13 protein-coding genes are annotated in these 14229 nt (G+C 64.0%); 8 read left to right on the forward strand and 5 right to left on the reverse strand.

All coding sequences use genetic code 11. The annotated features are described in order from the left end of the window. Positions 1–9: 9 nt before the first annotated feature. The 5 genes from ACTZQ5_RS05535 to ACTZQ5_RS05555 all read left to right on the forward strand — a co-directional run bounded on the left by ACTZQ5_RS05535 (position 10) and on the right by ACTZQ5_RS05555 (position 7004). On the forward strand, positions 10–1998 hold the full coding sequence (locus ACTZQ5_RS05535) for a S9 family peptidase (RefSeq protein ID WP_443584168.1): 1989 nt from the start codon (positions 10–12) through the stop codon (positions 1996–1998). Positions 1999–2189: 191 nt separating this feature from the next. After that, positions 2190–2492 carry an FKBP-type peptidyl-prolyl cis-trans isomerase gene (locus tag ACTZQ5_RS05540; RefSeq protein ID WP_443584169.1) on the forward strand — a complete coding sequence of 101 codons (303 nt, stop codon included), beginning with the start codon at positions 2190–2192 and terminating at the stop codon, positions 2490–2492. After that, complete coding sequence (locus tag ACTZQ5_RS05545) at positions 2489–4597, forward strand: prolyl oligopeptidase family serine peptidase (RefSeq protein ID WP_443584170.1); 2109 nt, start codon at positions 2489–2491, stop codon at positions 4595–4597. The genes ACTZQ5_RS05540 and ACTZQ5_RS05545 overlap by 4 nt, the downstream gene beginning before the upstream one ends. Before the next feature lie 248 nt (positions 4598–4845). Further along, positions 4846–6219: an AAA family ATPase gene (locus tag ACTZQ5_RS05550; RefSeq protein ID WP_443584171.1), complete on the forward strand. Its 1374-nt coding sequence runs from the start codon at positions 4846–4848 to the stop codon at positions 6217–6219. Next, the gene (locus ACTZQ5_RS05555) at positions 6216–7004 is read left to right on the forward strand and encodes an HNH endonuclease family protein (RefSeq protein ID WP_443584172.1); all 789 of its coding nucleotides are present in this window, start codon (positions 6216–6218) and stop codon (positions 7002–7004) included. The genes ACTZQ5_RS05550 and ACTZQ5_RS05555 overlap by 4 nt, the downstream gene beginning before the upstream one ends. A gap of 38 nt (positions 7005–7042) precedes the next feature. On the opposite strand, the gene ACTZQ5_RS05560 is transcribed toward ACTZQ5_RS05555, so the two are convergent. The 4 genes from ACTZQ5_RS05560 to yhhA are packed head-to-tail and all read right to left on the reverse strand — an operon-like array spanning position 7043 to position 9756. Next, positions 7043–7888: an aKG-HExxH-type peptide beta-hydroxylase gene (locus ACTZQ5_RS05560; protein WP_443584173.1), complete on the reverse strand. Its 846-nt coding sequence runs from the start codon at positions 7886–7888 to the stop codon at positions 7043–7045. Further along, positions 7885–8460 (reverse strand): cyclophane-containing peptide 2OG-Fe(II) oxygenase YhhC, encoded by a 576-nt coding sequence (yhhC, locus tag ACTZQ5_RS05565; protein WP_443584174.1) that lies wholly within the window; start codon positions 8458–8460, stop codon positions 7885–7887. Before yhhC ends, ACTZQ5_RS05560 begins: the two co-directional genes overlap by 4 nt. Next, complete coding sequence (gene yhhB / locus ACTZQ5_RS05570; protein ID WP_443584175.1) at positions 8460–9584, reverse strand: cyclophane-forming radical SAM/SPASM peptide maturase YhhB; 1125 nt, start codon at positions 9582–9584, stop codon at positions 8460–8462. Before yhhB ends, yhhC begins: the two co-directional genes overlap by 1 nt. Before the next feature lie 13 nt (positions 9585–9597). Continuing rightward, the gene (yhhA, locus tag ACTZQ5_RS05575; RefSeq protein WP_443584176.1) at positions 9598–9756 is read right to left on the reverse strand and encodes a YhhA family cyclophane-containing RiPP; all 159 of its coding nucleotides are present in this window, start codon (positions 9754–9756) and stop codon (positions 9598–9600) included. A gap of 724 nt (positions 9757–10480) precedes the next feature. On the opposite strand from yhhA, the gene ACTZQ5_RS05580 reads away from it, so the two are divergent. The 3 genes from ACTZQ5_RS05580 (at position 10481) to ACTZQ5_RS05590 (ending at position 12766) form a co-directional block, all read left to right on the forward strand. Beyond that, positions 10481–10855: a hypothetical protein gene (locus tag ACTZQ5_RS05580; RefSeq protein ID WP_443584177.1), complete on the forward strand. Its 375-nt coding sequence runs from the start codon at positions 10481–10483 to the stop codon at positions 10853–10855. A 610-nt stretch (positions 10856–11465) separates the two neighbouring features. Next, positions 11466–12242: a hypothetical protein gene (locus tag ACTZQ5_RS05585; protein WP_443584178.1), complete on the forward strand. Its 777-nt coding sequence runs from the start codon at positions 11466–11468 to the stop codon at positions 12240–12242. Between the two features lie 50 nt (positions 12243–12292). Then, entirely contained in the window at positions 12293–12766 is a 474-nt protein-coding gene (locus ACTZQ5_RS05590) for a hypothetical protein (RefSeq protein WP_443584179.1), read from the forward strand. 446 nt (positions 12767–13212) lie between these two features. On the opposite strand, the gene ACTZQ5_RS05595 is transcribed toward ACTZQ5_RS05590, so the two are convergent. Next, positions 13213–13602 carry a hypothetical protein gene (locus ACTZQ5_RS05595; RefSeq protein ID WP_443584180.1) on the reverse strand — a complete coding sequence of 130 codons (390 nt, stop codon included), beginning with the start codon at positions 13600–13602 and terminating at the stop codon, positions 13213–13215. Positions 13603–14229 lie beyond the last annotated feature (627 nt).

Raw genomic sequence — 14229 nt, forward strand, 5'->3', positions numbered from 1 at the left:
GGTAGGATGATGAAGTTTACGATCGCCCTGCTGCTCGCCGCCTCGGGGGGAAGCGCACTGTCGCAAGCGATCAGCCTTCCGGCCGATCGGCCGGGCACCGCGGTTTTGACCGGCACGCCCAAGCGCGCCATCACCGATCCGCGCAGTCTCATCTCGCCCGAACAACGAAACGCCGCGCCGATCCCGATCGGCGACCTGCTGTCGCTTCGCTCGAGCTACTTCGCTGCCTGGACGCCGGACGGCCGGGACATCGTGATGGCCACCGACCTTACCGGGCGGATCAACCTATGGCGCGTGCCATCGTCCGGAGGCTTTCCGCGGCAACTCCAGCAGTCGGAAGACAAGACCTTCTACCCCGCCATCTCGCCAGACGGAAAGACGGTTCTATTCGCCTCCGACGTTGGTGGACGCGAGATCTACGACATCTTCGCGGTGCCGCTGGACGGCGGCACGACGGTGAATCTGACCAACAGCAACGATGCCTCGGATACGGGGCCATTCGTCTTCTCGCCCGATGGGCGCACGACGCTGTTCAACCGCCGGGTCGCTACCGAGCCTTCGACCAACGTCGCCATGCTGACGCTCGACGGTGCCAAGGTCCGCCTGCTGACACACGAGCAGCAGCCTGGCATCTACTGGCGAGCGGTTGCCTTCACCCCGGATGGTCGCCGTGTCATCGCCAACCGGTCTGACCTTCACGCCTCATCGATCTGGAGCATCGACCTCGCGTCGGGAGCGATGACGCGTATCGGCAGCCCGGCCGGCAGCTTCGATTCCGCTGCGGCAATTTCGCCCGACGGCCAATTTCTCTCTGCGACAAGCGAGAACGGTGCAGGCATCCGTGAAGCGGTCCTAATCGACATCGCCACAGGCAAGCGTACTGCCATGATGCCAGGGCCATGGCCGCAGGAGGGTCGTTCCATCTCGCCGGATGGGCGAACCGTGCTGATGGTCAGCAACGTCGACGGCTCGCGCGATCTCTTCGTTTATGACGTGGCGTCTGCGCGAGCGCGCAAGCTCGACCTGCCTGCCGGCCAGAACAGCGACAACGAATACTTCGGCCTCCTCCCCGCCTTCTCGCCGGATGGCGGGCGACTGCTACTGCCTTACTCGTCCGGCAGCGCCCCTTTCGACTATTGGACCTATGATCTGACGACCGGCAAGCGCACGCGGACCACCGACCTCGGCCTCGCGAGCGTGCGGGCACAGGCGCTCCCGAAAAGCCGCACCGTCACCTACAACAGTGCCGATGGAACGCCGATCAGCGCGCTGATGTGGATGCCGTTCAACCTGAAGCGCGACGGCACCGCTCCCGTCGTGGTCATCGCCCATGGCGGACCGACCGGGCAGACCGAGAACAACTTTGACGCGACTGCGGTCGCGCTGGCGTCCCGCGGCTACATGGTGATCGCCCCCAACGTACGCGGCTCGATCGGCTACGGCCGGGCGTTCGAGGAGGCGAACCGCCGGGACCTCGGCGGCCGGGATCTGGAGGATGAGGCCTGGGCGGCCAAATTCCTGGTGGCGTCAGGCTATGCCGATCCGAAACGCATCGGCATCACCGGCGGCTCATACGGCGGCTACATGACGCTGATCGCCGTCTCCCGCATGCCCGATTTCTGGGCGGCGGGAGTGGAAGAGTACGGCATCGTCAACTGGCGGTCGATGTGGGAGCGAGGCTCGCCGGCGCTACGCGAGTACCAGCGCGGCCTGATCGGCGATCCGGCCATCGACAAGGAGGTGTACGACCGCACCAGCCCGCTCACCTACACCGGACAGGTCAAGGCGCCGCTGCTCGTCCTGCAAGGCGAGAACGACATCCGTGTGCCGGCCTATGAGGCCCGTCAGGTGGTCGACACGCTGAAGAAGGCGGGTAGAACGGTCGATGCCAAGTTCTACCCCGAGGAGGGTCACGGCTTCTCCAAGCGCGAAAACCAGATCGACGCGCTGCAGCGTACCGTCGCCTGGTTCGACACGCATCTCAAGGACGTCAAATGACAGCGGCGCTGGTCGCCGCCGCGCTTGGCTCCGCTTCGCCCGGAGCAGGTCGATGCGTCGATGAAGCCGGGACTGCGGTCGACGTCCGCCGCCGGTCATGGGCGCCAGCCAAGCGGTCGGCGTCTGCCGAGCTCACGGTGGAGCCGAGTGGATTGCGCTCGCGCCCGGGTCGAGGGACATGGATGCGATCGATGCCCGATCCCGAACGACCAGATCATCGCGCAAGATTCGGAGACGTTGTCCGAGGGTCCGAGTTCGACAGCTCCTACGGGCGCGGCGAGCCGATCGTCTTCCCGCCCGGCAAGGTCATCCCGGGCCGACGAGAGGCGCCGCCGCATCCAGGCGTGGGCGATGGGCTCGAAGTCGCGAACCCATGTCAGCTCGGCTGCGGCATCGAGAGCAAGGAACCGATCCCCGGAGGCGCGACGCTTCTATTTTCCATCGAACTCTTGGCTGCGGGAACTCCGCAACTCGCGCAAGGAACCAGATCATGAAGATAATGCTGCACATGGTCGCATCGACCCTGGCGTTGGTCGCACCCGCCGCGGCGCAGGACCCGTTTCAGTGGCTTGAGACCCCGACAGATTCTCGAGCTCTGAACTGGGCGCGAAAGGAGACGGACGCGTCGGAAGCGAAGATCGCAGCGATGCCACGCCATGCCGAGATCGAGACGGAGCTGAAGACACTGCTTGCCGCAGGCGACCCACCTCCCGAATTCATGCTCATGGGCTCAGTGGCGTTGCGTTTCCAACGCTCGGTGGCGCATCCGCATGGCGTGCTGTCGGTCGGTCGGCGCGGCTCGGGCGGTGCGCCAGCCGGATGGCGCGAGGTGCTCGACGTCGATGCGCTGCGCAAGGCCGAAGGCAAGGCCTACGAGCTACGCTTCGGTGAGACATCGCTATCCTGTGCACCACCGGCCAACACGCAGTGCCTTCTTTCGCTCTCCCCCGAGGGTAGCGACGAAACCGAACTCCGCGAGTTCGATCTGACAACGGCGAAGTTCGTGGAAGGAGGCTTTCGCACGGCGGCAAACCGGACGTTCGCCGCATGGCTGGACGGGAATCGGCTACTGGTCGAGCACACCCTCAACGGAGCGGCGCAGCTGCCTACCGGATGGCCGGCCTCCGTATCGATCTGGACGCGGGGAACACCGCTGACGGCCGCCAAGGTCGTCTATCGCGCTCAGCCCACCGACGCGATCATGACCGTGCAGGCGACCGGAGAGGGAGCCGATCGGGTCGGCGTCATCACCCGCGCGATCGATTATGAGACGTTCGAACATTTGGTCGTGCACGGCGACGGAACGGTGCGAGCGACGCCGATCCCGCGCAAGGTCAAGATGATCCTGGGGAACTCGGGCGGCGGACGCGTCTTCGCCCAGTTGAGTGAGCCCGCAACGATCAACGGGCGCGCGGTTCCTGCGGAAACCGTCGTCGCCTACGATACGGCAGAGCAGGTGTCGGCGGCGAAACGCCTGAGTGTCGTCATGATACCGACCGCCGGCGAGTTCCTGAGTGACAGCACCTTCGGCATCGCACCCGTCAAGAGCGGATTGAAAATGGTTCTCAGCCGTCGTGGAAGGCAGCGCATCGTCACCGCTACCACCCACGGCGGTGAGTGGATGATCGCAGCAGGCAAGCCGGAGCCGGCCGGCACCGCGGTCAGTTTCGGCGCAGCCGATGGGGATGGCGATGCGGTCGTCGTCCGGCGGGCCGGATTCCTGCTGCCCAACAGGCTCGAGCTGGTCGATGGAGCCCGAGCGCCCCTGCCACTCTACGCCGAAAAGCCGGTGTTCGACGCCAGCGGCTTCGTCAGCGAGCTAAGGACCGCGACGTCGAAGGACGGCACCGAGATCGACTACTACCTGCTGCGCCCTAAGGCCGCAAAAGCAGGCGCCGTGCCGCTGCTGATGACCGGCTACGGCGCGTTCGGGATCAGCGTATCGCCAGAATACTTCGGAAATTGGGTCGGTGGAAAATCACTGATACCGTGGCTGCGCCGGGGCGGCGCCTTGGCGATGCCGATCATTCGCGGTGGCGGCGAGCGAGGCGCCGCGTGGCACTTGGCCGCGATCCGCGACAAACGGCAGAACAGTTACGACGACTTCGCCGCAGTGACAGAAGCAATCATCAGAGATGGTCTGACAACCCCTTCCCACATCGGCGTCTTCGGACAATCGAACGGTGGGCTGCTGGCTGCGGTGATGGGCACGCAGCGCCCCGATCTGTATGGCGCGGTGGTCAGCGACGTGCCGCTTACCGATCTGGTTCGGATGCCGCTGATGGGCATGGGTGCGGCCTGGACGAACGAATATGGAGACGCGAAGGACCCGTCGATGCTGGCAGCGATCAACCGCTACTCTCCATATCAGAACGTGCGTGCGGGCATCAAATATCCGTCGTTCCTGGTGACAGTCGCCACCTCCGACAATAGGGTCGGCCCGGGGCACGCCAGAAAGCTGGTGGCGCGACTCAAAGATGTCGGCGCTCCTGTCTACTATCTGGAGGATCAGGAAGGCGGCCACGGCGTCAGCGACCCTCTGAGCCGGCCCGAGTTGATGGCCGATCGCATGACGTTCCTGATCGACACATTGATGTGACGAGACAGTCGGGCGTCTGAACGAAATTTCGCACGAGACGCCCGCAAGTGATCTAAGGGCCTTGTCGCGCTCTAGGTCAGTCCTGGTATTAAGTGCCCTTGTCGTAGCGGTTCGTCAGGCGGCGCGACAGGCTGCTATACCAAGCCGTTGATTTCTGCGATGCAGGTTGATCCGCAGCTTCTTCGGCGAGCAAAGGGACGCGGGAAGGCGAGTGGTTCATCGGCCGCCTGTAGGGCAAGGGAAAAACATTGACCGAAACCACGGACGGGAGGCCGGACAGCCTCCACTATCTCTGGCTCGAACTGGAAAACGTCCGAGCCTTCGCAAAACGGCAGAAGCTGGATCTGCGCGACGACGAGGGACGGCCCAACCGGTGGTGCCTCATTCTGGGGGAGAACGGCGTCGGAAAGACGACACTGCTTCAGGCGCTCGCTGTCCTACGTCCCGTTCCGAGGGTGGCCGATGGACGCAGGTCCGGAGGTGCCGACGCCGGGGTGCCGACGATGTCGCAACCCGAGCTGGCCGGTCGTGAGAACCACGAGGTGGAGAGATTCGCGAGGCGCTCCGCTTCGCGCGCGGCGATGTCCGCCACCTTGGCGGATCCCGACGGCAAGCGCGTCACCATGTCCGTCGGGATCACCATGGCCGAGGATGCCATGGCGGACTTCCACATACCCGGGGTCCGCCATCGGTTGAGGTCCGCCGGTCCGCTCGTGCTCAGCTACGGCGCTTCCAGGCACATCGGCCACGGCAACAAGTCGTCGGTTGCGGAGCGCGACATGTCGAGCGCGCTGTTCGAGGACTTCGTGGACCTATACGACGCCGAGGAGCTTCTGGAGGAGCTCGATCACGCAGCACGCGTCGGCCCGAAGAAGGTGATGGCGCGGGATGAGCGTCGTCTCGAGGCGATCTACCAGGCCGTGGCGAGCCTGCTCGAAGGTCTGAAGCGCACGGACATTGAGTTCCGTGGACCTCGCGTGCCGGGTCGCAAGCCTTCCGAATGCGGCGTCCACGTCCGCACTCCCTCGGGCGTGGTTCCACTCGCCGATCTCAGTCTCGGGTACCAGGCTATGTTCGCTTGGACGGTCGATCTCGCCTATCGGCTCCTGCAGGCGTATCCGCAGAGCGACGCTCCCATGCTCGAGGCAGCGATCGTCCTCGTCGACGAGATCGACCTCCATCTGCATCCCAGATGGCAGCGCGACCTGCGTCGGCACATGTTGACGCACTTCCCGAACGTGCAGTTCATCGCGACCACGCACAGCCCTATCACCGCGCAGGATGCCATAGCCGAGGGTGGGGTGGTGGCCGTGGTGCGGTGGAACGACAAAGGCGCGCAGATCCTGACGAACCCTCTGCCACGGCGGCACTGGACCATGGATCAGCTCGTGACGAGCGAGCTGCTCGGCTTCGGGGCGCCACGCCCGAAAGGAGCCGAGCGCAAGATGGAACGGCGGGTGGAGATACTTCGCAAAGAGCGACCGACGAGGAAGGAACTGGCCGAACTGGAGGAACTCGACTCATTCGTCGCGTCCCTCCCGGTGGGCAGGATCACGGGCGAGGCATCGTTCGAGCACCTCATGGCGGACTACAGGCGCGATTTCCCGGAGGATGACGCTTGATCCGGATCGCGAAGGGAGCGCCGCCGACGAATCTCGCGGAAAGAGCCCGCGTCGGCCACGAAGGGCACATCGCCGACTACGTAGCGGATCCCGGCGACTACCGCTCGGGCGCCAAGGCCTTCAAGCCCGACAGCGCCATCTATGGCGCCAGGGCCGTCAAGACCCGGCTCAGGGCCAGCCATCACGGCAAGTGCGCGTACTGCGAGGAGCATCTTCCCCCTCGCATCGCGCACGGACACGTGGAGCACTACCGTCCCGTCGCCTTCTCGCAGGACGACGTCGGTTCTCCCGAGATAAGACCGGGATACTACTGGCTGGCCTACGACTGGGACAACTTCCTCTGGAGCTGCCACTACTGCAACTCCACGAAGAAGGGCAACGTCTTCCCGCTCAGGAACAAGCGGATGCGCGTACGACGGCACGATGGCGACGTCACCGCGGAGACGCCGATGCTGATCAAACCCGACGCGGAAGATCCCTCCGAACATATCGGCTGGTACCGGGAAGTGCCCAAGGGACTTACGCCACGTGGAAGGGTCACGATCAAGGTGCTCGGCCTCGACCTTCCGGCGCACGAAACGCGGTTGCAGCACTATCGGAATCTCGAGAGCGCATACGAGCGGGTCTGCGATCTGAACGGCAGTCCAGACGCCAAGGCGCGCCGTCATGCGCTGGCGTTCAGGGCGTTCCTCATGGATGCCGAGCATCCATCGAAGCCGTTCAGCGCCATGTCCGCCGCGTTCAACCGCGACAACCCCCTTCCCCCTCTACCCGAGGAGGACTGACGGACTACGTGGTATCGAACAGCCGAGCATGTTGACGGTCACCGCTCCAGGGCCTTCGCCAGACGACGACCCTGAACCGTGAGGTCGCCGCTGTCGGCTAGGCCGACGAGCTGTCGGCATTCGATCGCGATCTGATCGTGTCGACGATTTGCATGCTCTGCCATGGCAGTTCCGCACGACCGACTTTCGAGCAGGCAGGTCAGCCAATCCTGGATGACGCGAAACACGTAGAGGCCATGCAGAAGACCTTGCGTCGGCCTTAATCGTCCCTGCCAGGGCGAAAACGCGAGATCGTGCGAACTCTGGACCAAAGGCACCTCGTCTTCGATCAGACTGAGCTGAAGGTGCATCGTCTCGTGCAGGATGCTCTCCGCTAGTCGGACCGACGAGAGTTCGTCCACTTGGCCGTGAATGCCGACGAAGATCGAGAACGGCACATCGGGATCGCTGTGGCTCACGTCGTATGCCGGATCGTCGACCCGCAGCGTCGAGACGGACCACACCAGCTCCCTCACGACGTCGCCGGCGCCGGGTGCCCGATCGATCAATTCCATGGCGGCCAGCAGCGCGGCGCTCAGGCCCGCCGATCCCACATCGTCCGCGGACTCCTGAAGCCCCATCGCGCCGTACCGACGCCGCATCGCGTCGTCGAAACGCTCGAGCAGAATGCCTCGCGACCAGCCGGCGCCGTCGACATGGAGGCCCTCCCTCGGCGCCCGTGGATCGGCGTTCAGCACACGCGCGGTTCCATAGGATGGCTGATCGAGTCCGATCTCACGCAGGGCGGTCCAGCCGCTCTCCGCCAGATGCTTGGAGAGGCCTGCATACCACCGGTTCGCAGTCGTCCCCAGAGCATCGCAGATCATCCCGGCGCGAGCCTTCAAGAGACCGCCTTGAAGGTATAGACGATGGTGTCGCGGTTGCCGGATCGGATCGTCGAGACGGCGTGGTGGGACCGGGCGGAGATCTCGAAGCCGAATGCGCTGCGATGATCCGGCACGATGACGTCCGTCACGCTCGCCGGGTCGTCGTCGGCGAAGAGCATGAGGAGCCCGCCCTGCTCGAACGACCACCCCCTGTTGAGCTGGATCAGTAGACGATGGGTCTCCTCGCCACCGATCTCGTCGTTGTGTATCCGGATCGTCTGCCCAGGAACGAGCCGGTGCACCGTAACGTCGACCAGGCTGAGAGCAGGCGCGCCGAGCCGGTCGGAGAGTTCGCGCGCGACAGCCGATACGAAGCGCTCAGAGGCGAGGAAGGCCAGCTCGCCGGGCGGCTGACAACCAAGTAGCGAGAATTCGTGCTGCTCGTAGAAATCCTCCACGCGAAGCTTCCACGGTGCCTCGTCGAGCCAATCCAGCATCGCGACCGAGGCAGCCTCGTCGATCACGTCCGCGGAACGGAAGTTCGCGAAGGGGACGGATCTTACGACCGTGCGCGTGAAGTCCGGGAGCATCACGCCACCTTCCTCGGCGCTATCCGCATTCGCATGTGCTGAATGAGGCGCATCTGATCCTCGCAGAACACGGACGGATTGGTAAGACCCGCCCTGGCGCTCCAGCGATGCGTCGGCATGCCGCCGCCGCAGACCCTCAGCTCTGGGCACGACAGGCACTTCGGAGAGCTGGGCTTCTGTGAATCGTGATAGGCCAGGAAGGAGGTGGACGAGACGATACTCTTCAAGTCGTCATGAACAGTCCAGGTCTCCGTGAAGCGATCGGATCCGTCCGCCGACTTGAGCGTGTCGTTCTTCGTGATGCTGCCATCCGTCTCGACGACCAGTATGCCGTAGTCCTCGTCGCCGACGCCTTCCTTCACCGCGCGGCCACCCAGGATCAGCCTGAGCATGTCGTCCAGCAGTCTGATCCTGATCGGCGACGGATCCGCTAGATAGACGTCGAGAAGGCGGACCATCCAATCGCCGTACTCCGTCGAGACGACGCTCGACTTGCCGAACGGGAGCGCGTCGTGGTTGCCGTCGCGATACAGGAAATCGACGCTTGGCGCGCCGACGGACTTGAAGAAGGCGTACACCTCGGCAGGGTCGGCTTCCAGATCCACGACCGCCAGGAGACCGGAAAGCAGGTCCTGGCCCGTGGGATGCGATAGCACGCGGTGAATCGAGGCGACCACGGCCGCATGCGATGCCCGCCCTCGGACGTCCGGACGATGCCGATCATGCATCCAGGCGGGACCGTCTATGCTGATGCTGATGCCCACGTCGTGCCGAGCGCACACGTCGATCACCGCATCGGAGAGCAGCAGGCCGTTCGTCTGCACGTGCAGCCCCACCGGTGACGGCAGCCATCGCCTGATCGTCGAACAGGCGGCCTCGAAGCGGTCGGGTCCGACGAGCAGAGGCTCTCCACCGTGGAAGACGATGCTGAGAGGAGCATCCTGATCGGCGACGAGGGCCGCCAACCCCTGGGCAAGAACTTCGAGTGTTTCGGGCGACATGATCTTCGGCTGCAGCCGCCACGCCTGATCACCCATCCTGTAGACGTAACAATAGTCGCAATCGAGATTGCAGCGGCTGGCCAGCTTCACGAGTACCGTGTCTATCGCGACCGCCCTGCCCACGGTGGTGATCCCCTCAGCGATTGTGACGATTGTGCGTGCGGTTGTAGGCCGTCGGCGCGCTTACCGCATCGTTGCGCACCTCAGCGATGAGGCGGGCCAACGCGGCGCTGTCCAATGCGACCGACGTGGTCTCCTCAGCACGAGCCCGATGCCCCGACGTCACTGCGTTCATGGATTCCTCCTGTCTATGATCGAACCTCCGCGCTCTAGCACGACCTCCGGCGATTTGGAAATCAGCATGAATCACAATCGATCGAAATCGGGAGATGCAGCTCTGCGGATTATCCCGACGGTCCTTCCAAATGACACCGTGATCCGGAAGTATCTCCAATTTCCAGCATAGCATCATACCTTCTACAGGCGGGTCGACTCGAAAGAAGAAGCGATGCAGTGTCAACGATCGGCGCGCGAATCCATGGCGTTGTCGACTCGGCCGCTGAATTCCGGCCAATCTGGTTTAGAGGACGACGTGACGGCACGGATCTAAGTGAGAACATCCGGCGATCGGCCCCGGAATGGCCAATCCCCACGCAAGGCCGCGTGCGTGTGGAATTGGCCGCCCCGGTGGGGGTCGAAGTGCCGCATTCCGGTCGAAGCGAGGAGAAAGAACGAGGTGGTGGGAGATGCGGCGGCGCAGGCGCCAGACGATCGTCCTCTCCACCGTCTCGCTCCAACGACACGATTTCAGTCGCAGACCGAACAGATCGACGAGGGAGAAGGTCCGCAGGCAATCCGCCACCTCGCGGCAGCTAAGGCGGCAAGCTCATGCTCCGTCGGCGTGGATTCGCGACATGCCGCGCTCCGCAGACGTCGTCGACGACGATCGCAACGGAGCGGCTACACCGGCATGCTGGCGGCGGCGGCAGACTTCCGCAACCGAGAGACATGGAGTTATGATGCGCTATCCCGCAGTGAGCTACCAAGTGACGACCCAACCCGACTATCTCGTGCTGAATCTATTCGACGGCACCTGCCGCGAAGTGGTCTTCGAGAGCCGGGATGCCGCCGGATCCGCAATGTCACCCGGCCGAGCCGAGATCGATGCGGCGGCCGTGACGAGAGGCTTCCTGCCACTCGGAGCGACGATCGTGGCGAGGGCCCGGGTTTCGGCGGATGCGGACCTCCCAGATGCGCTGGCTCGGCGGATCATGGACGACCATCTCGCAGCTTCGCGCTACATCACGCCCGGCTCCGATGCAGCCGCTCGTCTGCTGGACCCTGTGGAAAGTGCCCGATACGACGGGCTGGCCCGACGAAGCGGCGTTGAGTGACGCCTTGAGTACGATCGAAGCCCGCGGTGATCGTTGCTAGGAACGCATGCTTTCAGCCCGGAAGCTCATCGACGTTCTCCGCGTCTGGCTGACCACTAGGCATCGTTCGAGCGAACAGATTCTCCGATGCCCCCTTCCGACCGCACGGCGAGACGCGGGAACCACCTCAAGGTAACAAAGCAGGCTTATCCAAGTGCAAGTTGCCTGCCGTGAGGGCGATCTTTGAGGCAGACGAACGCGCATCGACACGTTCCGGAATACTTCACCCGTCTTGGCGGTTCGGTCGGAACGCCAGGCGAAAAGGCGCCCCATGAGATCGCGTCGCCAAACATGACCGGGGCGCCCCGGCCGCTAAGGCGGACGTTCCGCGATGTCCGACGTCGGGAGCAGTTGACGAACGTGCGGGCATGCCTGTCGATCATTCGGATGCCAACGGAGCACTGATCTCGGTGCCCTGCATGTTCCGCGACTATGCGAGGCACCTCTCTTCCGTTAGGTCCACTTCCATTCAATCGGGCTGGAAACCGGAGAGAACATGTCAGACGACGGGGCCAAAGCTTCCGGCGAGATAGTCGTCGCGGGATCCGAGGCGCGGAGGATCGCGAGGGACATGCTCCGCCGCTGGATCAGCGATCCTGCGGATGCCGTTCTGGACCGGATCGGATCGACTGAGGTACGCGCATCCGCGGACGCCGCTCAACGCCTGAGCGAGCTCACCAAAGCCGCATCCCCACGCGCGATCATCGCCGAGGTCGAGCACATCGTGTCCAATTGGGATGCGCCAGCACCATCCTTACCGCTCCGGTGGCTGCCGGCCCGGCTCGGGGCCGCCAGGATCATGACGGCGGCCGAGATCAACGCGGTAGCGGATCGCCTCGAAGCTGAGCGCGACCAGTCGGAGCGCTGTATGATCGCTCTGAGGTCAGCGAAGGAACGCATGGCGAAGACGTCCAGTGGTCTGGACGAGGCACTGACGATCATCAGATCGATGCGGCCTTTGATGGAAGCCGCGGCAAGGGAACTGCGCGTCGATCAGCCCTCGCGAGCCTTCGACCTCCAGCATCTCGGCAGTGCCAAACTGCTCGAACGCGAACAGGCTCTGCTCACCCAGCAGGCCATCCACCAGCAGGCCCTGATGACGCTGGATGTCATGATCGCCGGTCAGACCATCCTCCAGACCGCGATCGTCCGCGCACGCACCGCCACGCTGTCGGCGCTGCAGGTCGCCATGGCGGCCAGGCTGACCGCCATTGATCGGACGCGGATCGATCCGGGCATCGCCGCGATGCGCGCACGCGACAAGCTGCGCTCCGCCTTGGCGGAGGCGCGCGAGGCGATGGATAGCACGGCAACGAGCGACGTTCCAATCAGCCCGCTGGATTCGTAGCCGCGCCATGCGGTACGCTCACGATCCGATGGAGGTGGAAAGCGCAGGACATGGTGTCGGGGTTGTTTGATCGGATCGCCACTTGGCTCTCGTCCCGCGACGGCGGTTCGGCCGCCGCGGCGCACTTGTCCGTTCCAGCTGTTCCAGCAGTCAGCTCTGACGACGGACGCCTCCCTGATGCATCGCGCCCGCGCGTGGCCCGGCTCGTGTCGCTTATCGACGACATCGAGGCGCGCCCCCGAGACAACGGTGCGATGGTTTCAGCCTTGGCGGAGATGCGCCAGATGCGAGACACCCATCTGCCGCGGCTGATCGCAAGCTACGCAGAGATCCCCGCTGCACATCGCGCGGAGATCTTCCGTGAGACCGGCCGCTCGGCAAGCTACAATCTCAACGAGGCGCTCGATCGCATGATCAACCGAGCCGAGACGCTCTCGCGATCGATGGCGCAGGACGACATCGACAGTTTCGCCGACAATCTCCGCTTCATCGAGCAGCGTTACGGCGACGACGATCAGCGATGACGATCCAGTCCGGCGGCTTACGAAGCCTTGCGCTCGACAATCGTCCTGGACGACTTGGAGCGTGGAAAGCGTTCTCCCGATGGAAGGAGGACCGGTCAGGCGTCGGCGCGAGAGGAAGTGCCTATTCGGAGACGAACGGGAACTTTCGCTCAAGCGTGAGGAACTTCACAGACACGGCTGTCGCCAACGGGGCGTCGCGGCAGCGGCTTCGCGGATGCGGAGCTGCGTTGCAGGAACGATGACTAGGATACGCCTCTTGGGCCCACCTATTGCAAGGATACTACCTCGAGACAGCGGACAATCCTCTGTGTGTCTTCGCATCCGCAGCAGCCGGCGCTCTTGAGCGGGTTTTAATCTCACCCCCAGTGAAACCAGCCGTCAGGACCTCCTTTACAAACGGTGATCCTGACGACCGGATCCTGCGGAGGGGCGACCCGCCCCTCACGTTACTTCTTCTTGCGAGTCCGCTTAGGCGCCGCGGCGGCTTCGACGTCTTCCTCCTCGTCCGCCTGTTCCTCGCCCGCCTCGGTCAACGCCTCGCCCAACGCCTTCAACTTGTCCTGCGACTTTTCGGCCCTCTCGGCGATCTTCGTAGTCGCTGCGCCCAATCGATGAAGAAGCGCATGGACGCGATCGGCGTCGGGCTCGTCCTTCTCGAGCTGCTTGCGAAGCGAGCCGAGATCACGCAGGATGCCCTTGGCACCAGGGGTGTCGAGATCGGCCAAGGCGGCCTCCCAATCCTCAATCATGTCGGCACCCTTCGCGGGCTTCGTCTCATCGAGTCCACGATTGATCGCGTTCATCGTACCGGCGAACTTAACAGCCATCGACGCCATCCTCCTGTTTCATCTGATCGGGTTGCCTCAACGAAACGAAGGCAGGAAGTGTCCAGCCGCGGTCGGAGGTGCTCAGGCCGACTTTGGAATGTATGACGTGATGGCGTGGACGACCCCTGCACGAGCGTAGCTGTGCGATAACTGTGGTCGTTGTAGGTCCATGTGTGGACGACCCCTGTGGCGCAAGAGCTTTTATGCAACGACGAGCACCGGTCGGGTGCATCCATGTGTTCGGCCTGTTCGCGCAGCACCGCACGTCATGTACGCTCCGGCGCACGCTCGTCGTCTGAGTCGCCTGCGACGAGTCCGGAAGCGGCCGGTCGACCTCGATCCAACGTTGTCGCGCAGCGCAAGCCATGCCGATCCCGATCTATGGTCACTCGTTGGAAGACCACAGACGGCTCATCTTCCAACCGGCGCCGACCGAAGAGGCGCGGGACCGACCCTCGTTGCATCGGGCGCGTGACGGATGCATTAACCAGGACGAAAAACCGGTAGGATGGTGGGAAGATCATCAGTTTCCTGTATCCGCCCAGGAGGCCGCGCCGGTCGTCCGCCTGTCCGCCGTCGACCGCGTGGACCTCGAACCCTGCCGCCGAATGTGCCAGCAGGCCTTGCCATGGTCTC

The organism is Sphingomonas cellulosilytica (assembly GCF_052321755.1).
Taxonomy (GTDB): domain Bacteria; phylum Pseudomonadota; class Alphaproteobacteria; order Sphingomonadales; family Sphingomonadaceae; genus Sphingomonas.